Consider the following 22,317-nt stretch of genomic DNA (forward strand, 5'->3'; position numbering starts at 1 on the left):
TAAAGATCCCGGAAGGATAAGCCTTCTTGGGATTTTTTAGTTTTGGAATCCTCTCTCTTCTATCGTTCGATTTTATATGCCTGCTATTATGTACAATATGAGATGAAAATTAACTACATTGAGGTGTCAGGAAACAATCCGGCCAACAAGGCAGTTGCCGTTGCTGCATTGATCATATTTAAGATTAACGATTTGTCCTTTAAGGCTGTCCGGATTGCCATGTGTATCCTTTTCATTCTTAATAAAGACGGTCAGGTAGTTGGTGGTGACTGCCTTAAGCATGCCTGTCTGCCGATCCCCTTGATTCTGTATCAGGCCCTTTAGGATTCGACCTTGGTTTGACTTGATAAAATCCGAACGTTTCTGTTCACCAAGTTCGCGCATCAGCGCTGCTCTTTTTTTTGCCGTGTTCGATGGCACCTTTGGGGTAAAATGCCATGCGGGCGTCCCTTTTCTTGGTGAATAGGGGAATACATGAAGGTAGGATACGGGTAGAGCCGCTACAAGCTTATATGTATTTTCAAACGCCTTGTCGGTTTCACCGGGAAATCCCATGATCAAATCAAGACCAATACCGGCATGGGGCAGGATTTCATGAATTTTGTGGATCACTTCTGAAAATTGTTCAACTGAATAAGGCCGCTTCATGCGGGACAGAACACCATCGTCTCCGGCCTGGAGAGGGATATGGAAGTGATCGCACAAAATATGGCCGGGTCGGGCCATATTAATGAGATCATCCGTTATTTCATTGGGCTCAATGGAGGAGATCCTTATTTGATCCACCGTTTTTTTGTCATCAAGGGTTTTTACAAGTTGTGTCAAAGATGTTTCAGGCTTTAAATCAAGACCATACAACCCCGTGTGGATACCCGTCAGAATTATCTCTTTGAACCCCTGTCCATTTAAGCCTGAAATGTGGGCCATGACCTGTTCAAAAGGCATGGATACCGATGCCCCTCTGGCATAGGGGATAATGCAATAGGTGCAGAACTGGTTACATCCGTCCTGGATTTTTAAATAGGCCCGGGTCATTGTTCCGTATACGGGCTGATCAAATCCTACAAAGCATGCCTTTTTTCCGTATTCAGGTTTTCTGAATTCAAATAAATCTTTTTCAGGCGCTTTCCGGGCAAGGTATGCAGGGATAAGATTTTTATCCTGGTGGCAGACAATGAGATTTACCCCTGAAATTTTCTTAAACTGTTCCGGATCTGTCTGTGCATGGCACCCGGTGACAATCACTGTTGCATCGGGATGTTCACGGATCAGCTTTCTGGTTTCCTGGCGGGACTGCATCCCGGCCCTGGCGGTTACTGCACAGGTGTTGACAATGCAAATATCAGCGGTGCGGCCCTGACCCGCCCTTGAAAATCCCTGGGCTTCAAGCTGGGCTGCAATGCCGTCTGACTCATATTGATTGACTTTACAGCCAAGGCTTTCGATGTAAAATGTTTTTTTTTTCATTGGATTACTGAAATCAGCCCTGCACCTAATACGCGGTTTCCTTTATAGAATACTGCTGCCTGTCCAGGCGTTACCGCATTTTGAGGGGTGTCAAATGTTACAATGGCATCTGTATCATCCCAGTCAAGTCGGGCAGGGGCTGCCTTGTGGCCGTACCGGATCTGAACCGTCAGATTCCTGATGTTTTTCTTTTCGGGATAATTCCAGGTTATCTCTTCAACCGTCATCCGTTTTTGGGCAAGATCTGATTTAAAACACAGATGAAGGGTATTGGTGTTCATATCAATTTTTTTTACATAATAGGGCGCAGGACCCGGAATGTTGATGCCCTTGCGCTGGCCAACCGTAAACTTGTGAAGCCCCTGATGGTATCCCACGATCTTGCCTTGGCTGTCAAGCACCGGCCCGGGCTTAGGGGGAACTTTGGTTTTGGCGATAATGAACGCCCCATGATTTTTATCCGGCAAAAAGCAGATATCCTGGCTTTCACCCGGCACAATCGGTACAAGGTTGTGTTGTCCGGCAACTTTGCGAACCTGGCTTTTGGTAAGACCGGCCAGGGGAAACACCAATCTGTCTAAAATTTTATGGGAAAGCATGGATAGAAAATAGGACTGATCTTTATGAAGATCAACACCCCTTTCAAGCCATGCGGGTCCAATATTTTGTCTGTCAGAGGTATGTCTGTTGATCACTGTTGCATAATGGCCGGTTGCCAAAAGATCCGCCCCCAGCTTTTGCGCATGGTCAAACAACGTCTTAAATTTTATCTGTATATTGCAGACAAGACATGGATTAGGTGTTTTTCCGGCCATGTAGGTTGACACAAAATAATCAACTACGCTGGCTTCAAATTCCCGTGACAGGTCTATGGTATGCACGGCAAATCCAAAAACAGACGCCAGGGCAGATACATCCGGCATGCTCTTTTCATAGCCTGTGGTGAAATGAATGCCGAAAACTTTTTTAAAACGCTGTTTGATAAGAAACCCTGCTACAAGGGAGTCTATTCCGCCGCTCAGGGCAACGGCCACAACCGGTGAATCAGGCATCAAACCGTTTCTTTTAAATCCTCACTGAATAGGCCCATGGCCCGGACTGGGCAGGTGAGAAGACAGCGCTCGCACAAACTGCATTTTTCCCGGTCAAATATCACTTCCATTTCAGGGCGTTTGATGTGCAGAGCGCTTGTGGGGCAGACCGCGGTACATGCGCCGCAATGGGTACATATCTCTTCATCCTTGTAAATTTTATGTTCAGGCGTGGATACACGGGCACCCTGTTCCTTTAAATAAGTAATCCCCTCGTTAAACGCAGCTTTCCCGGCGGAAGAGATTTCAAGCACCATGTGGCCTTCACTTTTTGAAGATATTCGTGCCTTTAGAATATTAAACATCAGGTCATATTTTTTAACCAGCTGACAGACAATGGGCCTTTGGGCCGATTGCGGGGGGAAATCTAAAATTACAATTTTTGAGTACAACGCGGTAACCTCCATATCTTTTGTTAGGTTGCAAAAAGGTTGGGCAATCAGATGTTAAATCCATACACACCGATTCGCAACCGAATTTAATATCATATACTATTCATTGCGATCATATCAATAATTTTACCGAATCCTTAAATCGCTTAAATAAGCAATTTTGTGAAAAATTTCTTGTCAATCATTTATATTTTCATATACAGAGTATATAAAAATTATCCAAGATTTTACTGAATTGCTTAACAATCGCTGTTTGTTTTTCCAGGAGGAGCATGTTTCAAAAGGCGTCATACAAAAGTTTAGAACAACGGATTAAATCGCTTGAACTTGAAAATGCCGCCCTGAAAAAAAATATTTTTTCATTTAAAGATTGCCGGAGCAACGACACAGATTTTGGCTCTACACATGCTGACTTCGCGGTTGTAATCAATGAAAAAATTGAAAAAGAAAGAGGATTGCTGCTCGCCGTAGTTGAGCAATTTTCTGAAATGGTTTACATTACAAATTCCGAAGGGATCATTGAGTATCTCAATCCTGCCTTTGAGTACCTAACCGGGTTCGCCAGGAAGGAGTGTATCGGCAAGGATATCAGCATGTTTAGAAGCAGCAAGCATGACAGCCAGTTTAACATCAACCTGCGGGCCACCATCAGTTGCGGGCGGGTGTGGAGCGGCCCTGCTGAGTTTAAAAGAAAAGACAACTCTTTTTATACAATAGATATTGCCATATCTTCGGTCAGGGATGAAAATGGTGAGATTACCAACTATGTCGGTGTACAGCAGAATATTTCCAATGAGACCAAGATCAATGAAAAAATGGCCCAGATTCAGAAACTCGAATCCCTTGGTACCCTGGCCGGTGGAATAGCCCATGATTTCAACAATATGCTGTTTCCCATTTTAGGAAACATAGAACTTTTGCTTCTTAAAAGTTCTGCTTATGACAATGAAACAAAAGAAAGCTTGACACAGGTTTATGAAAGTGCTTTGCAGGCAAAAGAACTTGTCAGGCAGATCTTAAATTTTTCCCGTCACAAAAAAATTGAACGACAGCCGTTAGAGATACAAAACTGTATAAACACCGTACTCAAGCTGATGCAGTCCGGTATTCCACGCAATATTTCAATAAAAAAAGAGATTGACCCAAGCTCTTCTCCTGTTATTGCGGATCCTACCCAACTACACCAGACCATAATGAATTTGGTTAGCAATGGCGTGCATGCCATGGGTAAGACAGGAGGTGTAATTAAAATTTCATTGATGCCTGTAAATGTCTCTCAATTCGGCTCCAACGGCAGGATAAAGCCCGGAGATTATATCTGTTTAAGTGTTTCAGATACAGGAATGGGTATGTCAAAGGATGTGATGAACCGTATTTTTGAACCGTTTTATACCACCAAAGGCGATGAGGATGGAACCGGCATGGGCCTGTCTGTTGTTTATGGTATCGTCAAAGATATGGATGGCGCCATAAAGGTACACAGCGAGTTAGGCAAGGGAAGTGAGTTTAAATTATATTTTCCAAAACCGATGAAAAAAATGATTGCCTCACAGGTTCACACGCCTGATTTAAATGAGAGGCGCGACATGAATAAGGATCAAAGTCATCTCCTTTTTGTGGATGATGAAGATATGATTCTCAAAGTAGCAAAGTCTATGCTGGACCGTTTAGGGTATCTCTCCACAACCCTGACCGATCCTTTGGCCGCCCTGGCGGATTTCAGAAAAGAGCCTTTTAAGTATGAACTTGTGATTACGGATCTGTATATGCCGCATATGAATGGTAATTGTCTGGCAGAAAATATAAAAGAAATCCGTCCGGATATCCCTATTTTGCTTTGTACGGGATTCAGCGACGACATTACTTTGGATTTGATGGCACAAACAGGTATCAGTGATGTGCTGTCCAAACCGCTTTCCATAAAAGAGATTTCTGATAAAATTGGAAAAATTTTGAAGCCGAAGATGTCTATCATTTAAAAATAGCCATATGAATTCCCATGCCCGGTCCTAATATAGAAAAAATAAGAGATCTTGAAAAGAAAATGGATTATCTGGGTATTTACAAAAAAGATATCCTGGAAAAATTTATAAAATCTTCAGGCCGTGGCGGCCAAAAGGTCAATAAATCATCCTCTGCCGTATTTTTGACTCACCTGCCGACCCAAATAAGCGTAAAATTCGGGAAATATAGATCTCAGCATCTGAACCGGTTTATGGCCCTGCGATACCTGGTGGAAAAAATTGAACAGCTAAAATCCGGAATCCCGGATGCCACAGCCCGAAAATCAGCCCGGCTGAAAAAACAGAAGCTGCGGCGAAGAAAAAAGGCCCTTAACAAACTCCCGGACCCCAAGGAAACTTGATCATTAATTGACTCTTATTTCAGGTTCATGTATGGGTGTTTTATAACGTAAATTTCTCAGAGGATAAAGGTCTTATTTTATGAAAGACTTGCTTGGATCAAGCAAATTCCAGATGATATATATCGCCTCCTGCGGTGAGGGTGTCAATGCCTTTCATCTCGTGGAATCCACCCTTGTACAGTTTCCTGATTCCAACATCACTGTTGTAAAAGTTCCCAGAATACGAACGGAAAGCCAGGTTGATGATCTCATCGCTAAGGTCAAGGATATTGAAAGTATTATTGTTCATACCATTGTTGATTCAAACCTTCGCAGGTACCTCACGCGTCAGGGTATGGATAATCATATTGTCACCATTGATCTGATGGGCCCCATTATTTCAAAAATAGAAACATTTCTTGACCGTAAGCCGCTGGAGACCCCGGGGCTTTATAGGGAGATTCATCTGGTGAATTTAGAACAGGTCTCTGCCATTGATTTTGCCCTGGCCCATGATGACGGTTTGAATCCGGAGAGTATCACTGAATCCGAAATTGTGTTGATAGGACTGTCCAGAGCCGGGAAAACGCCTTTATCAATGTACATGAGTGTTATGGGATGGAAAGTGGCCAATATCCCTTTTGTTCCCGGCGTTCCCATGCCCCAGAGCCTGGATCGCGTGGACCGGCGCCGGGTGTTTGCACTGAATATTAATCCGGACCAGCTTCAGGCACACCGGAGAATGCGCCAGGAGAGCCTTGGGGCAAAAGATATCTACGCCTATTCCGGGAAGGATGAAATTGAAAAGGAGATTGAGCACGCCCAGAGATATTATATTACCAAAGGTTTTTCCATGATCAATGTGAGCAATAAGCCCATAGAGACCAGTGCCGAGGAGATCATTGAAATGATTACGCGCAGGTTCAAGTCCAAGGCCCATATAAGGGATTTCATGTAAATGCACCCGCAAATCGGTTTGAATTTGTGATTAAGGTTCATCTTTGACGGTGATGGCAGAAAAAAGAAAACAACCAAACAGACGAAAATCCACCGACTTTTTCGGTATTGTTTTTATCTGGATGAATATCGCTGCCTGTGCAGGATTGATTGCTGCCATTCTGATTTTTCACAGGGCCAAGCCCGAATTTGAAACTGTTTTTGACCGTTTCTACAATCTGCAATTAAGGCGTTACTGGGATCAGAATTATGTCCGGTTTCTTGTTGACGTGCTGGGTACAGGGACGCTTATCAATGCTGCAGCTCTTTTGCTTTCCCGGTACCGGGGGCGGCGCAGCACTGATCACCGGAATCTTGTGTTGTTTTTAACCATTCTTTACAGTCTGCTGTTTGTTCTATCAAAAACATTGCTATAAAATCAGGAATGAAATAGTCATGTTCGTCTTTAATCAAGGATTCTTGCTTATATGCCGATAACCTTGTTATCTGAACCCACAAGAATATTAGGAAAGACGGCTATGACACGTTATTTTATCCTGGTGTTTGTTTTGATTGCAATGTCACTGCCCTGCCGGGCCAGGGATTTTATGGTGGAATTTGTAGAGGAAAACTACATGGAAAATCAGGAGGACGATAGCGGCACCCCCATGATTTACCATTCCTTTCAGGTACGCTCCCATGCGGGCTTAAAGATGCTGGTGCTCACCGGGGAACATCCTGAATACCGCAAATGGCTGCGCCGGTATGTTGCCCAGGATAAAGGGTTCATTGTCAAGGTTCCTGATAATGAAAACGATTTGTTTATTGCGTCAAAAGTCTATGAAATTGATGTGACAAATGTCCATCCCTATAATCCCACAAGCTGGTCAATGAAAGGCAGACATGTTTTTGACGCCGCAGATTTGTCGGATACACAGGCCTGGATTAGCGCTGGTCAGGGACATATTCTTGTACTTGATCAAAATAAAAAACGCAGTGAACTTATAGATACTGTGGTCAAGCGTATGGGCTATATCGGTATGATTGCAGGAGATCCTAAAGCCGCATTGGGAATATTCAGGAATCAGCCTGAAAAATTCAAAATGATCATTGTGAATTATGATATACCCGGTATGGGTTCCGAGACCTTTGTTGATGAACTGCTCAAGCTTGATCACAAAATACCCATAATTGTGGAAACCGGCTATAATAACGAAGCGCTCAAGCGCAAATATCTGTCAAAATTTTCAGGGGCAGGGACAGTTACGGTTACACCCGTTGCGTTGAATCGTCTTCAACAGACCATAAAAACCTTGATAAAGCCTGACAAGGAAACTGTGGCACAACCTGTGAATGGATAAAATGGATAAGATAACAAAAATATGCAGTATCATATTTATACTTTTTCTAACGGTTCCCGGCAGCGGCCGAAGCGAAGGCCTGGAGTTTTATGAACTGGAGGCCGGATTCAAAAATTTTATTCAATGCGAACTCACCCGGACAGATGCTGAAAACCATTTTAAGGGGAAAAATTTTGACGTTACCATGGTGAGTCTTTTTGATGTTACCAGGGAACTGGATATCACCATTCTTACCGGAACGGTTAAATGCGATGTTCAAGGGCAATCCCGGACTTTGTATGTTGCCATGGGATTAAGAGAGTTAGCAGGAAAAAAGGTGGTTTCTTATTTCACCGTCAGATACAAGGACTTTCGCATTCTTGCCACTGAACTGATTCGCTATCCATACAAGGAACGATGCCCGTGGACCCGATACTGGATCAACCCGGCGTAATTCAATTTCATCTCCATTTTTTTTATAAGAAAGTCTGGGTAAGTTACTCAGATTGTGATTCCGGCAGCACTGGAAGATGAGAAAAGCACAAAAGCGTTGATTTCTCCCGGAGGAAGAATTTATGAGCAAAGGGAAGCGACAATCAAAGCTTTAGATCAAATTGAGGGAATCACATACGTTAAAAATTCGGCAGCGTTTTATCTTTTTCCAAAAATTGATATCCAGAAATTTAATATTACAAATGACAAAAAATTTGTACTCGATTTACTGGAAAGCAAGCATATTTTGATTGTTGCGGGAAGTGGATTTGACTGGCCGGAACCGGATCATTTTAGAATGGTCATGTTGCCGGAATCAAAGGTTCTGTCAAGCGCAATCCAGAAAATAGGTGATTTCCTCAGTACGTATCGCCAAGAATAATCCTTATGTAGGTTACAATCAATTGCCGTGAAGAATAAGCCTGGTCACGTTAGGTAACCAGGCTTGCAATGTTTACAATCGTTTTTTTATCGGCAGTCAGGATACATAATGGCAGCCTGGGCTGCGGCCAGTCGGGCAATGGGTACCCGGTAGGGTGAACACGATACATAGTTCAATCCTGCTTTGTGGCAGAATACCACGGATTCCGGATCCCCGCCGTGCTCTCCGCAAATACCCAGTTTGATTTCGGGCCGGGTCTTGCGTCCACGTTCCACCGCCGTTGTAACCAGGCATCCCACAGCTTCCTGGTCCAGGGTCTCAAAGGGGTCTGAACTGAGGATGGCATTATCAATGTAGTCGTTCATGAAAGAACCGATATCGTCCCTTGAAAATCCAAAAGTCATCTGGGTTAAGTCATTGGTGCCAAAGGAGAAAAATTGGGCATATTCTGCCATTTTATCGGCAATCAAAGCAGCCCTTGGGATTTCGATCATGGTGCCGTATAGATATGGAAGTGCGTCTATTTCGTAAGTTTTAAGCGTCTGATCATGGCACTGGGTAACAATGTCCCGGACAAAAGCCAGCTCTTTTTCATTGCAGGTCACGGGTACCATAATTTCAGGCATGGGCTTTTTACCCGCTTTAATCAGTTCTGCACAGGCCTCAAATATGGCTTTTACCTGCATGTGGGAGATTTCAGGATAGGTGATGCCAAGCCTCACCCCCCTGTGCCCGATCATGGGATTGGATTCTAAAAGCTGCTCGCTGCGTTTGAATACCTCTTCTATGTCTATATGCAGGGCATCGGCAATTTCCTGCTGATTTTCCCGTGACTGGGGCACAAATTCATGCAGGGGCGGATCCAGCAGGCGGATGGTTACGGGCAGATTATCCATGATCTGCAGAGTGGTTTTGATCTCCTCTTTGACAAAGGGGAACAGTTCTTCAAGGGCCGCTTCTCTCTCTTCGTGGGTTTTGCTCAAAATCATTTTGCGCAAAAGGAAAAGGGCTTTATCCGAATCCGCACCGTAGAACATGTGTTCTGTTCTGAAAAGTCCGATGCCCTGGGCCCCAAAATCAAGGGCTGTCATGGCATCTGCCGGGGTGTCCGCATTGGTGCGGACCTGCATGGCCCGGTATTTATCCGCAATCGCCATGAACGCTTTGAATCTGACATTCTCCGATGCGTCCTTCATTTTGAGCTGGCCTTGGTATACCATACCTTTGGTGCCGTTAAGGGTGAAGATATCCCCTTCCTTGAACACCCGGGTTCCCACACGAAGTTCTTTGGTTGCAAGATTTATTTTAAGGGCACCGGCACCCACAATACAGCATTTGCCCCATCCCCTGGCCACTAAGGCCGCATGGGAGGTCATGCCGCCTCTTGCCGTGAGAACGGCTGCGGCAGCCCGCATGCCTTCAATGTCTTCGGGATTGGTCTCTTCACGGACCAGAATAACATTTTTATCTGACTTGGCCCATTGAACCGCGTCTTCGGCTGTGAACACAATCTGTCCCCATGCACCGCCGGGTCCTGCAGGCAGGCCTTCAGCGACCTTGACAGCTGTTTTTTCCGCATCCGGGTCCACAATGGGGTGAAGCATGTCATCCAGAATTTTAGGATCAAGACGGCATACCATGGTTCTTTCATCAATGGTGCCTTCTTCAAGCATATCCATGGCCATGTTCAGGGCAGCGGTGGCAGTGCGTTTGCCCACCCGGCACTGGAGCATGTAAAGCCTGCCTTCCTGGATGGTGAATTCAATGTCCTGCATATCCTTGTAATGGGCTTCTAAAAGATTCCTGATGTCGAACAACTGCTTGTAAAGCTGGGGCATGGATTCTTCCAGGGAGGGCAGGTGTTTATTCTGTGAGTTTTTGGTATCGGTGTTCAAAGGATTAGGGGTTCTGGTGCCTGCCACCACATCCTCGCCCTGGGCATTGACCAGCCATTCTCCATAAAATTTATTGTCCCCTGTGGCCGGGTCCCTGGTAAAGGCAACGCCTGTGGCGGAGGTGTCTCCCATGTTGCCGAAAACCATGGTCTGGACATTGACGGCCGTGCCCCAGTTATCGGGAATATGTTCAATGCGGCGGTAGGATACTGCCCGTTTGCCGTTCCAGCTTTTAAATACGGCACCGATGGAACCCATAAGTTGCTCTTTGGGATCATCGGGGAAATCGGCACCCAGATTTTCCCGGATTTTTTTCTTAAACCGTTCACAAAGGGCCTTTAAATCTTCGGTGGAAATATCCGTGTCATTGTCATAGCCCTTGTCGTTTTTCAGGTTGTTCATCATCATTTCAAGATTCAGTCGTATACCCATGCCGTCCTTGGGATGGATCTGTTCCGCCTTTTCCATAACCACATCTGAATACATCATGATCAGCCGGCGGTAGGCATCATAGACAAACCATTCATTATTGGTTTTTTTGATCAGTCCCGGGATTGTGGTTGTACACAGGCCGACATTCAATATGGTTTCCATCATTCCGGGCATTGAGCTTCTTGCTCCGGATCGGCAGGATACCAGTAATGGATTTTTCGGATCACCAAAAATCATGCCTGTATGGGATTCAATATTGGCCATGGCTTTAAGGATTTCTTCTTCAAGGGTATCGGGAAAGCGTCCGTTTAAATCAAAATAGTGATTGCAGCATTCCGTTGATATGGTAAATCCTGGCGGAACAGGCAGTTTCAGCTTTGCCATTTCTGCAAGGTTGGCGCCTTTGCCGCCCAAAAGGTTTTTCTGACTTGCATCGCCCTCCGTTTTATCAGGGCCGAACTCATAAATGTATTTGGTCATTTTAACTCACCGTTTATATGTTTAAGGACATATTGATATTTAGCTTGCCCAAGCCGTGGAACCAGCCGGAATTCGATTTTTTTTACTAAAGCCTGCCAAATGTTAACGTCTACTATTAAAAATTTGGAAAATCAAGTCAACATTGAAATCTAATGTTTATAAATTACCGCGTCGATGATAATATTGCTATTTTTTAAAATGGTGTGCCTTGGCACGTTATCGCCGCTTGACAGGCGCAAACAGGAGGAATAAATGCTGAATATAGAATCCATAACCAAAGGATTCGCAGATCATGTACTGCTTGACAATACCGGCATGCAGATCAATTCCGGTGAACGGGTGGGCCTGGTGGGAAGAAATGGCCATGGTAAAACCACGCTTTTAAATATCATAGCAGGTATGGATCACCCCGATGACGGGCGTATTATTATACCCAGTGGGTATCGGATCGGTGTGCTTTCCCAGCATATAGAATTCAGCCGACCCACTGTTCTTGGAGAGGCCATGCTTGGTCTGCCTGATCATGAACGGGATCATTTCTGGAAAGCTGAAAAAATTTTGTCGGGCCTTGGGTTTTCAGAACAGGATATGCAAAAGGATCCCATGCAGTTTTCCGGTGGCTATCAGGTGCGTTTAAACCTTGCCAAGGTACTGGTGTCTGAACCGGATCTGTTAATCCTTGACGAGCCCACCAACTATCTGGATATTACATCCATCCGCTGGATTACAGGGTTTCTTATTTCCTGGCCAAGGGAGATGCTTCTGGTTACCCATGACCGCGGATTCATGGATAATGTGGTCACCCATATTGTGGGGATTCACCGTCGCAAGATGAAAAAGATACAGGGCGACACGTCCAAATATTATCTTCAGGTGGCCCAGGACGAAGAGATCTATGAAAAAACCCGGGTCAATGACGAGAAACGCAAAAAAGAGATTGAACTGTTCATTTCCCGGTTTCGGGCCAAGGCAAGGCTGGCCAACATGGTGCAGTCCAGGATCAAGACCCTGGCCAAGCTTGAAACAAAAGACAAACTGGCAGAACTTAAAAATCTGGATTTTTCCTTTAACTATCTACCTTTTGCCGGTAAACAGGTGATGACCGTCGAGGATTTGAGTTTTGGGTACGAAAAAAAGAGCCCTTTGATCAAAAATTTTTCCTTGACCATATACCCGGGTGACCGTGTGGGCGTGATTGGCAAAAACGGCAAAGGAAAAACCACACTACTCAAATTGATCAGTCAGAATATGAATCCGGATGAAGGATGGGTGAAGCCCAACCCAGGTGTGGAGATCGGATATTTTGAGCAGACCAATATCCAGACCTTAAATCCGCAATTCACTGTGGAAGAAGAGCTTTTGCATGCCTATCCTGAAACAGACCGCCAGACTGCCAGAAATATTTGCGGTGCCATGATGTTTGAGCAGGATGCAGCCTTAAAAAAGATCAGTGTGCTGTCCGGCGGAGAAAAAGCCCGGGTCATGCTTGGTAAGCTTCTGATCCGGCCTTTGAATCTTCTGCTTTTGGATGAGCCGTCAAACCATCTGGACATTGAATCAAGCGATGCCTTTGTGGAGGCCTTAAATGCCTTTGAAGGGGCTGTGGTTCTTGTTACCCATAACGAGATGTTTCTGTATGCCCTGGCAAATCGCCTGGTGATATTTACTGCCGACGGCATTGACATATTTGAGGGCACCTACCAGGAATTTCTTGAAAAACAGGGATGGGAGGATGAAGAAATGATCCCTGTCAAGCGCAAAAAAAGCGCACAGCTTCCCAAAAAAGAATTGCGCAAAAAAAAATCGCAAGCTTTGGCTGAAAGGTCAAAGCAACTGACACCGATAAATAAAAAAATAAACAAAATTGAAAATGAGATAGAGGCAAAGGAGACCAAAATGGCCCGGGTGAACAACGACCTGCTTGACGCCTCCCAGGACCAGGACGGATTAAAAATTGCCACTTTATCCAAAGAACATGCTAAACTGGAATCAGATATTGAAACCCTGTTTGACACCCTTGCGGAACTAACCGAAAGGGCAGACAAAATAAAAAAGAAATTTGACCAAGAAATATTCTGCCTTGAAAGTGGGGATTGAAATGGACAAACAAAGGCTTAAATTCTATTATGGTATTATTTTGATCGTCGTGGGCATCGCGGTTTTCATAAGGGTTCCCCATGTGATACCCCAAATTGAGACCATTGAATTTTTTAAAAATAAGATCGGAATTATAAAGTTCTGTTCCTATTTCGTAGGTTTCCTTTTGGTACTGGCCGGTAGTATCCGGGTGGTCAAAAATTACAAAAAGTAGTAATAGTTTCAGGATATCTTATGGCTAACAGCACTGTTTTAAAATCCGGGTCCAGCCTTAAATCTACCATTAAAGATCAGTCTGGTGCCGGCAAAGTTAAAATCGGTGAAATCCTTTCTAAAGAGGGACAGATTACCTCCATTATGCTCAATGAGGCCCTCGCGATCCAGAAAAAAACCAACGAGCGGCTTTCGAGTATTTTGCTCCAGAAAGGCTACATTGATCCGGATACCATCGTTAATGTGCTGGGGCGAATATACAACTACAAGATTGTCGGGTTCTCTGAAATAAAGCCGGAACCCCAGGCATTGAAAATTCTGCCTTATGATCAAGCTAAAAATCATCTGGTTTTCCCCTTGAAACTGGCCGGGGACGATTTGCAGGTCTGCATGGCCGAGCCCACGGATACGGATGTGGTTGCTGAGCTTGGAAAGAAAACGGGGAAAAACATACGGGCCCTTGTCTCCACTGAAAATGATATCATCCAGGCGTATCGTGATTTTTATAAAATTTCCGATGCGGAGTATAAAAGTTTTCTTCATTTTGATGACGAGGCAGAAGATGATGAGCCGGTAACCTCTGTTGAGGATTTCGGCTCCCTGGTTTCCGAGGCGGCAGAGGAACTTGAGGTAGCCGGGGCCGATGCAAGCCTCGCCCAGGATCAGTTCATGGCCTCGGATGCACCCATCATAAAACTGGTAAACGGCATCTTAACCAAAGCAATCAATGACGGCGTCTCAGATATACACATCGAACCCTTTGAAAAATCTTTTCAGGTGCGTTACCGCTTGGACGGCGGCATGTACAAGGCTATGAATCTGCCGCTGTCAATTAAAAATGCCGTTATTTCAAGGATAAAGATTCTGGCCTCCCTGGACATTGCCGAGCGCAGGGTCCCCCAGGACGGTCGAATCAAACTTCGGCTGGGCAAGAAAAAATCCGTGGACTTTCGTGTCTCCTCCTTGCCCACCCTGTTTGGCGAGAGCATTGTCATGCGTATCCTTGACCAGAGCGCATTGAGCGTTGATCTGAGCCGTCTAGGGTTTGAATCCGGCACCTTTGAGATGCTTAAACGCTGTATATCCAGACCCTATGGCCTGCTTCTGGTTACAGGCCCCACGGGTTCGGGTAAAACCACGACCCTGTACTCCATTCTTAACCGTCTGAACAAAGATGATATCAAGATTCTGACAGCCGAAGATCCTGTGGAATTCAATTTTAAGGGGATTAACCAGGTGCCGGTAAGAGAGGAGGTGGGCATGACCTTTGCCGCAGCCTTGAAAGCCTTTCTCAGACAGGATCCGGACATTATCATGGTGGGTGAGATTCGTGATATTGATACGGCAGAGATTGCCATCAAAGCTGCCATGACAGGCCATCTTGTGTTTGCCACCCTGCATACCAATGACTGTCCGTCCACCATTGGAAGGCTTGTGGATATCGGCATTCCACCGTATATGCTGGCCTCATCCGTTACCATGGTTTTATCCCAGCGTCTTGGGCGCAGGCTTTGTCCGGATTGCAAGCAGGTGGTCACCGGGTATAATCCGGAAGAGCTGGAATTGCACGGATTTAACAAGCGTGAGATCCCCGATCTGAGGATTTACGGCCCTAAAGGCTGCCCCCACTGCAACGGCACCGGATACAAGGGCAGGGTCGGGCTGTATGAACTCATGGAAGTGACCGATGAGGTCGCCAAAGCCATTTCTGCTGAAGTGCCCGAAGACCAGTTGCGCAAGGTGGCTGTCGCCGAAGGCATGATCACGCTTCGGGATGCAGGCCTGGTTAAGATAAAATCCGGAGAGACATCCCTGGAAGAAGTGTTAAAAAAAACCGTTATATCAAAAGAGTCTCTGCCGGCCTATCTGGTGAACCCCGACATTGAACAATACGAGGATAAGGATGTAATCATCCGTGAAGGAAACACGGATATTGATTTTTTCAAGCTTGTTCAAGGCGCTGTCTATGTGGTCAAGGGCGGTAAAATGATCGCAGAAATCACCCAGCCCGGAGAGTATTTCGGCGAGATGGCCGCCATAACCGGTACGCCAAGGTCTGCGTCTATTATTTCAAAGGGACGCTCCAAGATCAAACGGTTTCCGGGAGACAAGCTGATTGAAATTATAGAAAAATATCCTGATGTAGCCAAGCATCTTTTCACAGTCCTTGCCGACCGGCTCAACGAGACAGACCGCAAATTGGTTTCCCTTTATAACCAGATCAAAAAACGAAAAATCAACGACAACGTTTCTTAATTAAGGATTGTTTAAAGCAGGAAAAATGAATCAGGACACAAAAAAAGAGAAAATGATGACCCGTCAGGCCTTTTATATCTCCCTTCTGATCTCCCTGACATTGGGATTTTTGATTGGTACCGTATATACATCGTTTAAGCTGGCGGATTCAAAACAGCCGGGGATGGGACATATGCCACCGGCTATGGTGGGGAATATGCCAAAAGGCATGCCCGCGCCTGAGAAAGAGGCTGGTGGCGATCAAAGCCCCGACCTTGCAACCATGGCAGATCCACACATTAGGGAATTGCAGACGTTTGTGAAAGAAAATCCCGATAATGTGAAAGCCTGGGTTGAGCTGGGCAATGCCTTTTTTGATATAGACCGTTTTGGGGATGCTATCAATGCCTATGAGAAATCCCTGTCCATTCAGCCCGATAATCCACATGTTCTCACGGACCTTGGGGTAATGTATCGACGGAACAATGAACCTGAAAAAGCCCTGACAGCATTTAACAAAGCCATTACGGTTCAGTCCGATTTTGAAACTGCCTGGTTTAACAAGGGGATTGTCTATATGCACGACCTCAATGATCTCCCCAAAGCCATTGAGGCCTGGGAACAGCTGGTAAAAGTTAATCCTACGGCCCGAACATCCGGGGGAAAACTGGTGTCTGAAATGGTTGAAAACCTGAAAACCCAAGGCCGGTAATAAGTCCCTAACTAAAAATATAAAAGCCCAGATTCTTTGCATAGGGCGGCGGGTTGTAAAATTCTCCGTAAATGTAATTCCCCTGGATCTGTCTGACCACCACTCTGCGTTTAACCAGTGCCCGTTTGATATCATCCAGGTTGAATTCAATATCCAAAAAATCATTGACAAGGATGCGATGGGATTTTGATATCCTGATGCCAATGGCGGATAATGATACCTGCTCCACACGGATTCTTCCAAATTCTCCGGTTTTGAGGCGTTTGAACTGGCCCTGGAGAGATACGGATTTTCCAAAATTTTTAATGTCTTGTTTCGAGGCGTGTTCAGGTGAAGATTCTTTTGCGTTTTCACCCTCTGCCAGAGCCATTTCATTTTCTACCAGCACCTGGATGTTTTCCTGCATATCTGCCACCTCGCTTTCCTGCTCAGGCTGGCGGGTTTTGGAAAGGATCTGGGCCAAAAGGTTTTTGAGCTGACCGGCATCTTCACCTGCCATTGTGTGTGATTGGATGGTGACAGAGGAAAAAATTTGCTTACAATCCAACGGTGATAGGGTCAGGGCTTTTTTTATCCTTGCCAGGGCTTTCTGGGCACCATCGGAATAGGTTAAGGGCAAAAGAACAAGGAAGCTGTTTTCTGCATACCTGAAAATCAGGTCTTCACGGCGTTTGGTTTTATTCAGAATGGTGGTCAGTTCCTTGAGGGCCGTATCACATTTATCCTGTCCCAGGGTTTCGTACTGCCGTGCCATGCCATCCACCACAAGAATGAGGACTGAAAAAACCCGACCAAACCGGGCCTGGAAGTCATCCAGGTTAGACACGGTACGTTCAAAACTGAATCTGTTTTTTAGACCTGTCAGACTGTCCCGGGTGGCAAGGTTGGTCAGTGCCTGGTGATAGTAGGATCGTTCAATGGCAATAGCGGCATATTCGGCAATGGAGGAGAGCAGGGCAAGGTCCCGTTCGCTGAACATTTCTTCATTAACCCGGTTGACCAGTTCTATGACACCAAAAATTTTGTTATCGGTTTTCAACGGCGTGGCAATGATGGAACGGGTGTTGAACCGGGTGTATTTATCCACCCTGTTGCTGAATCTTTTGTCCTTTGTTACATCATCAACCACCAGTGGATTCCCTGTTTTCATGACATATCCTGCAATCCCCTCACCCTTGGGCAGTCTCACCCCCTGCAGACGCCTGCTGTTGGTACCCACCACCACGGAAAAAACCATGTCACCGGTTTTGGCGTCCTTGAGCAGGATGGACCAGTGGCAGGGTTGAAAAATGCAGCCCACCTGGTACAAGACAATATCCAGAACCTGCTTGACGGTTTGGGCCTTGGACAGGGATTTGCCCATCTCAAAACCAATGTCCGGGGGCAAAAGTCCGTCCTCGCTTAAGGGGGTATCCTGTGTTCGGCTCGTTGGGTCCCCCTGGTAATAATATTTTGTGTTGGCCCGGGACAGTTTGATGTTTGCCCACAGTAGGTTTTCCTTAAGCTGGTCTACCGTTGGGAAAACAAACTGGTAAAAGGCTGAGATATCTTCGATTTCCTTGTTCATTTCAAGAATACAGTTGATAATATTGACTTTTTCCGGATTAACGCAGGTTTCCACCTCCGGGGCAAGGATGGGAGGACGGATGAAATCAAAGGACCCCATGCCCTGGGTCCAGCATAGGAAATCCGCCATAGATACAATGGCAATCAATTGTTTTTCATTCTCAGTCAGGTCGTGGTTCTCAAAGGATTGGTGGTGGTATTTTACGGCCAGTACCAGGTTTTCGGGAAGTTGCCACCGGGTGCAGAAAAAGGCCCCGATATCATCATGGCCCAGACCGATTTCAGATCTTTCCTTTTCAATAACAAGGTCTGTGGATTCCGACAGATTTTTAATAAATTCGCCATAGCTGCGATGCCCCTGCAGATCTAAAAATATTTTTCCAACATCATGGAGCAGGCCTGCAGTATATGCTTCTTCCGGATTTGGGTATTCAATTTTTTGGGCTATTTTCATACTCAGCACCGCAACAGCAAGACTGTGGCGCCAGAACATCAGGCGGTCAAACTCTTTTGTATACCCGGTTTTAAATATTTTTTCAAAAATAGCGATGCTCAAGGCCAATTTTTTAAGTTCATCAAGGCCCAGGATGACAACTGCATCCGACAGGGTGGTCACCTTTCGGCTCAAACCGAAAAATGCGGAGTTGACCAGCTCCAGTACGCGGATGGAAATACCGGGGTCCGTCTCAACAATTTTTGCCACCTCCTCCAGGGATGCTGTATCGTTTTTTGATACTTCAAGCAGTTTAGCGGCTACCTGTGGAAAACTTGGCAGGGTATCCCGGTCAAGGGTTAAGACTGCCTGTATATCCGATTGGGAGGGAAGGTTAAGTTTATCAGTCATTTTGATGGACCCTTTTTTTTAAAAATGTCCTGATTGAAAATCAGGAACAATAGGCCTGAATCAGGCCTGGATATAGGCATCAATTTCCGGATACCGTATCCTGAATGCGTTGAATTCATTCAGTGTCCGGTGATCAGATGGATCAAGTACCAGTAACCGGTCAAAAATTTTCGCTGCATCAATAATCTTATTTTGTTTGTCCCCCGGCTCTGTTTCGATCAGACGCAGTTGCCCCAACAGGGCAAATTTGTCTTCAGACACAGACAACACCTGATCATAATAATGTCTTGCCTGGGCGAATTGTTCCATCTGCAAACAGGCATCTGCGATCCGGGTTTGGGCGATGGCTATATTCATTCCGGCTGCCATGGCTTTTTCCCACAGCTGTTTTGCCTTTTCGTATTCCTTGTTGCCCCGGGCACAATCTGCCAGCCCGTCCATTGCATAGACATTCCGGCAATCAACTTCCAGAATCCGTTCGAATAGAGCCTTTGCATTGGCAAAGTCTCCCTGTCTGCGGTAAAAGTTAGCCAGTGCGCCGATGGCTCTGGGATTTTGGGGCTGTTTGGCTACAAGCCTCTCAAGCAGCGGGCCGGCCAGGTCAAATTCCTTGAGGCGGACATATATGTTGCCAAGACCTGACAGGGCAAAGGGATCATCAGGATTCAGCCTGATCGATCTTTCATATATTTGTCTGGCAGTGGTAAAATCCCCTTTTTTGGTCAACGCATCCGCCAGCCGGGTCATCACCAGGTAGTTTTCAGGGTGGGTGTCCAGGGCCTTGGTCCAAATTTCAATGGCACTGTCCAGGTTGTTGGTGCCCCTGTATGCATCGCCAAGACCGGACATGGCAAAAGGATTAAGCGGATCTGCCTCAAGGCAACTTTGATAATATTTTGCAGCGGTTTTAAATTGTTTTTGCATTCGCTTGACATCACCTAACGCAACCAGGACATAAGGGTTTTTAGGTGATACTTCCAGGGCGGCCAGTAATAAGGGTTCCGCCTGTTCCGGCTTTCGAATGCGAATAAGGTCTCGGGCATTTTTGCATAAATTCAATGCCGTGACTACATTAGCTTCATTTTCTTGTTTTTTTTCTTTAACACGCTTCTGCATTGGCTGTATGCCCAATCAAAATAAATATTAGGTTCAATTGAAGTACTCGGTTTAAGAATTCGATTAACCAAATATTTAATCGTGCGGTTGAGTTTTTGTCAATCAATATTCTACATAATTGTTTTTCCAGGGTATATTCCACTGGAAAGACCCTGCATGAAATTTTAATGCCCTTTTGAGCGCTTGCAAACACTTATTTTCGTTTCTTAATTATCATTTTGTGTATGAAAGTACAAAAATGTGTTAACTTTTGTGCTTTAATTTTCTATATATGTATGAAATAACATTAATGTAATCTATTTTGTCCCAAAAATGTTATTTCTCTTGTGGGGTGTTCTGAAAAAATAAATTAAAATATTTTAATAATTTCAAATATATATATTAAAATATCAAAAAAAATAATTTCTGGCACCCCTCTTGCTCTTTACAAAGCGTAAGTTGTTTTAACGCACATATTAACAAAGGGAGTAAATATGAAAGAAGTTGTGGCAGTGATTAAACCGTTTAAGGTGGATGAGGTTAAAGATGCGTTATCCAAAATCAGTATTAACGGTATGACTATTTCGGAAGTTAAGGGATTTGGCCGTCAGAAAGGACACAAAGAGGTATACCGAGGTGCAGAATACCAGACAGATTTTGTACCCAAAGTTGAATTGAAAATTTGTGTTGCCGATGACCAGGCTCAAGCCGTGGTGGATACAATAGTAAAAACAGCGAAAACAGGGAAAATCGGTGATGGTAAAATATTTGTTCTTCCTGTGGAAAATGTTGTTCGTATTCGTACAGGTGAAACCGGAACAGAAGCTTTATAAAATTTAAATAATTGATATTAATTAAGGAGGTTAAAAAAATGAAGTATGCACTGATGATTCTGACTTCGTTGGCTTGCACCATCACAGCAGCATGGGCCGGTACAGACGATGCCCCGACAGTGGTCTCTAATGCCGAAGCAATTCAACTGGTCCAGACCCATGCCGACTATGTCTGGACCCTTGTTTCTGCAGCCCTTGTTTTCTTTATGCAGGCCGGGTTCGCCCTGGTGGAAGCAGGGTTCACCCGTGCCAAAAACGCTGTAAACATCATGATGAAAAACCTGATGGACTTTGCCATGGGCTCACTTGTCTTCTGGGCCATTGGTTTTGGCCTGATGTTCGGTACCTCTAAAACCGGTTTTTTCGGTACCACCGGATTTTTCCTCAGTGATTTTGAAGTAGGTGGAGACCCCTGGGTACTGGCTTTCTGGATGTTCCAGGTAGTGTTTGCCGCAACGGCTGCCACCATTGTTTCCGGTGCCATGGCTGAACGTACCAAATTTACGGGATATCTTATATATAGTGCCGTTGTGAGCGCATTTATTTATCCCATTTTCGGTTCCTGGGCATGGGGGTCGTTGTTCAATGGTTCCGGCTGGCTTGAAGGCCTCGGGTTCATTGATTTTGCCGGCTCCACGGTTGTCCATTCCGTTGGTGGCTGGTCGGCCCTGGCAGGCGCCATTGTTCTTGGCCCTCGGCTTGGAAAATACACCAAAGACGGTGGTATTAAACCGATTCTTGGTCACAATATCCCCCTGGCCGCCCTTGGTGTGTTTATCCTGTGGATTGGTTGGTTTGGTTTCAACCCGGGTTCCACCACTGCCGCAAATAAAGACATTGCAATGATTTTTGTAAACACCAACCTGGGTGCAGCTGCGGGCTGTATTGTAGCTATGATCGTTTCCTGGATTAAGTTTGGAAAACCTGAAGTGGGCATGAGTTTGAACGGTGCCCTGGCAGGTCTGGTGGGTATTACTGCCGGCTGTGCCAATGTTACGCCTGGTTCCGCCATCTTGATCGGCGCCGTTGCCGGTATTCTGGTTGTCTTCTCCGTACTGTTTTTTGATAAAATCAAAATCGACGACCCCGTTGGTGCGATTTCCGTACACGGCGTCTGCGGTGCCTGGGGAACCCTTGCTGCAGGTATCTTTAACATCGGCGGCACAAGCATCAAAATTTTGTCCATACAGTGCATTGGTATTGTTTCCTGCTTTGCATGGACATTTTGCACGGCTTTTATCCTGTTCAAAATTATTGACTCTACCATGGGCCTAAGGGTATCTGCGGAAGAAGAGATAGAAGGGCTCGACTCTACAGAACATGGTGGTAATGCATACCCTGACTTTTTAGGTAGCCATTAATCATGCCCCAGGCTGCTGTTTCGGAACTTTCGACAGCGGCCGCGCATTTTCCTCCTATGCAGGCAAGAATAATGTACTAAATAAAGTTAACGCAACCACCTGCATATTTG

Annotated in this window: 19 protein-coding genes; 13 read left to right on the forward strand and 6 right to left on the reverse strand. The window is 45.3% G+C overall.

The window, feature by feature from the left end; translation table 11 throughout:
• Positions 1-126: 126 nt before the first annotated feature.
• Genes mtaB through DESPODRAFT_RS10555 form a run of 3 tightly spaced genes read right to left on the reverse strand, consistent with a single transcriptional unit; the run spans position 127 to position 2,950 of the window.
• The gene (gene mtaB, locus DESPODRAFT_RS10545) at positions 127-1,467 is read right to left on the reverse strand and encodes a tRNA (N(6)-L-threonylcarbamoyladenosine(37)-C(2))-methylthiotransferase MtaB (RefSeq protein ID WP_004073402.1); all 1,341 of its coding nucleotides are present in this window, start codon (positions 1,465-1,467) and stop codon (positions 127-129) included.
• Complete coding sequence (gene mnmA, locus DESPODRAFT_RS10550) at positions 1,464-2,519, reverse strand: tRNA 2-thiouridine(34) synthase MnmA (protein WP_004073403.1); 1,056 nt, start codon at positions 2,517-2,519, stop codon at positions 1,464-1,466. Before mnmA ends, mtaB begins: the two co-directional genes overlap by 4 nt.
• Entirely contained in the window at positions 2,519-2,950 is a 432-nt protein-coding gene (locus DESPODRAFT_RS10555; protein WP_004073404.1) for an NIL domain-containing protein, read from the reverse strand. Before DESPODRAFT_RS10555 ends, mnmA begins: the two co-directional genes overlap by 1 nt.
• Positions 2,951-3,222: 272 nt before the next feature.
• Between DESPODRAFT_RS10555 and DESPODRAFT_RS10560 the strand changes: the two genes are divergently transcribed.
• The 7 genes from DESPODRAFT_RS10560 to DESPODRAFT_RS10590 all read left to right on the forward strand — a co-directional run bounded on the left by DESPODRAFT_RS10560 (position 3,223) and on the right by DESPODRAFT_RS10590 (position 8,444).
• On the forward strand, positions 3,223-4,929 hold the full coding sequence (locus DESPODRAFT_RS10560; protein WP_004073405.1) for a hybrid sensor histidine kinase/response regulator: 1,707 nt from the start codon (positions 3,223-3,225) through the stop codon (positions 4,927-4,929).
• 20 nt (positions 4,930-4,949) lie between these two features.
• Positions 4,950-5,315 carry a peptide chain release factor family protein gene (locus DESPODRAFT_RS10565; RefSeq protein WP_040015947.1) on the forward strand — a complete coding sequence of 122 codons (366 nt, stop codon included), beginning with the start codon at positions 4,950-4,952 and terminating at the stop codon, positions 5,313-5,315.
• 79 nt (positions 5,316-5,394) lie between these two features.
• On the forward strand, positions 5,395-6,252 hold the full coding sequence (locus tag DESPODRAFT_RS10570) for a pyruvate, water dikinase regulatory protein (RefSeq protein ID WP_004073406.1): 858 nt from the start codon (positions 5,395-5,397) through the stop codon (positions 6,250-6,252).
• 52 nt (positions 6,253-6,304) lie between these two features.
• Complete coding sequence (locus DESPODRAFT_RS10575; RefSeq protein ID WP_004073407.1) at positions 6,305-6,667, forward strand: hypothetical protein; 363 nt, start codon at positions 6,305-6,307, stop codon at positions 6,665-6,667.
• A 102-nt stretch (positions 6,668-6,769) separates the two neighbouring features.
• On the forward strand, positions 6,770-7,591 hold the full coding sequence (locus DESPODRAFT_RS10580) for a response regulator (RefSeq protein WP_004073408.1): 822 nt from the start codon (positions 6,770-6,772) through the stop codon (positions 7,589-7,591).
• Position 7,592: 1 nt separating this feature from the next.
• Positions 7,593-8,024 (forward strand): hypothetical protein, encoded by a 432-nt coding sequence (locus tag DESPODRAFT_RS10585; RefSeq protein WP_245531894.1) that lies wholly within the window; start codon positions 7,593-7,595, stop codon positions 8,022-8,024.
• Between the two features lie 54 nt (positions 8,025-8,078).
• The gene (locus DESPODRAFT_RS10590; protein WP_040015948.1) at positions 8,079-8,444 is read left to right on the forward strand and encodes an aminotransferase class I/II-fold pyridoxal phosphate-dependent enzyme; all 366 of its coding nucleotides are present in this window, start codon (positions 8,079-8,081) and stop codon (positions 8,442-8,444) included.
• Positions 8,445-8,530: 86 nt separating this feature from the next.
• Here the strand turns inward: DESPODRAFT_RS10590 and ppdK are convergent, their stop codons facing one another.
• The gene (ppdK, locus tag DESPODRAFT_RS10595) at positions 8,531-11,251 is read right to left on the reverse strand and encodes a pyruvate, phosphate dikinase (protein WP_004073410.1); all 2,721 of its coding nucleotides are present in this window, start codon (positions 11,249-11,251) and stop codon (positions 8,531-8,533) included.
• 252 nt (positions 11,252-11,503) lie between these two features.
• On the opposite strand from ppdK, the gene DESPODRAFT_RS10600 reads away from it, so the two are divergent.
• Genes DESPODRAFT_RS10600 through DESPODRAFT_RS10615 form a run of 4 tightly spaced genes read left to right on the forward strand, consistent with a single transcriptional unit; the run spans position 11,504 to position 16,508 of the window.
• Entirely contained in the window at positions 11,504-13,348 is a 1,845-nt protein-coding gene (locus DESPODRAFT_RS10600; protein ID WP_004073411.1) for an ABC-F family ATP-binding cassette domain-containing protein, read from the forward strand.
• Position 13,349: 1 nt separating this feature from the next.
• On the forward strand, positions 13,350-13,562 hold the full coding sequence (locus tag DESPODRAFT_RS10605) for a hypothetical protein (protein WP_004073412.1): 213 nt from the start codon (positions 13,350-13,352) through the stop codon (positions 13,560-13,562).
• A 20-nt stretch (positions 13,563-13,582) separates the two neighbouring features.
• A complete protein-coding gene (pilB, locus tag DESPODRAFT_RS10610) occupies positions 13,583-15,817 on the forward strand; it encodes a type IV-A pilus assembly ATPase PilB (protein WP_004073413.1) in 2,235 nt (744 codons plus the stop codon).
• 25 nt (positions 15,818-15,842) lie between these two features.
• Positions 15,843-16,508: a tetratricopeptide repeat protein gene (locus DESPODRAFT_RS10615; protein ID WP_004073414.1), complete on the forward strand. Its 666-nt coding sequence runs from the start codon at positions 15,843-15,845 to the stop codon at positions 16,506-16,508.
• A 7-nt stretch (positions 16,509-16,515) separates the two neighbouring features.
• Here the strand turns inward: DESPODRAFT_RS10615 and DESPODRAFT_RS10620 are convergent, their stop codons facing one another.
• Both DESPODRAFT_RS10620 and DESPODRAFT_RS10625 read right to left on the reverse strand, forming a co-directional pair.
• Entirely contained in the window at positions 16,516-18,918 is a 2,403-nt protein-coding gene (locus tag DESPODRAFT_RS10620; RefSeq protein WP_004073415.1) for an HDOD domain-containing protein, read from the reverse strand.
• Positions 18,919-18,978: 60 nt separating this feature from the next.
• Positions 18,979-20,034 (reverse strand): tetratricopeptide repeat protein, encoded by a 1,056-nt coding sequence (locus DESPODRAFT_RS10625; protein ID WP_004073416.1) that lies wholly within the window; start codon positions 20,032-20,034, stop codon positions 18,979-18,981.
• A gap of 473 nt (positions 20,035-20,507) precedes the next feature.
• Between DESPODRAFT_RS10625 and DESPODRAFT_RS10630 the strand changes: the two genes are divergently transcribed.
• Together DESPODRAFT_RS10630 and DESPODRAFT_RS10635 are read left to right on the forward strand one after the other, a co-directional pair.
• On the forward strand, positions 20,508-20,846 hold the full coding sequence (locus tag DESPODRAFT_RS10630; protein ID WP_004073417.1) for a P-II family nitrogen regulator: 339 nt from the start codon (positions 20,508-20,510) through the stop codon (positions 20,844-20,846).
• Between the two features lie 38 nt (positions 20,847-20,884).
• A complete protein-coding gene (locus DESPODRAFT_RS10635) occupies positions 20,885-22,207 on the forward strand; it encodes an ammonium transporter (RefSeq protein ID WP_004073418.1) in 1,323 nt (440 codons plus the stop codon).
• Positions 22,208-22,317 lie beyond the last annotated feature (110 nt).

This window comes from Desulfobacter postgatei 2ac9 (genome assembly GCF_000233695.2).
Lineage (GTDB): Bacteria > Desulfobacterota > Desulfobacteria > Desulfobacterales > Desulfobacteraceae > Desulfobacter > Desulfobacter postgatei.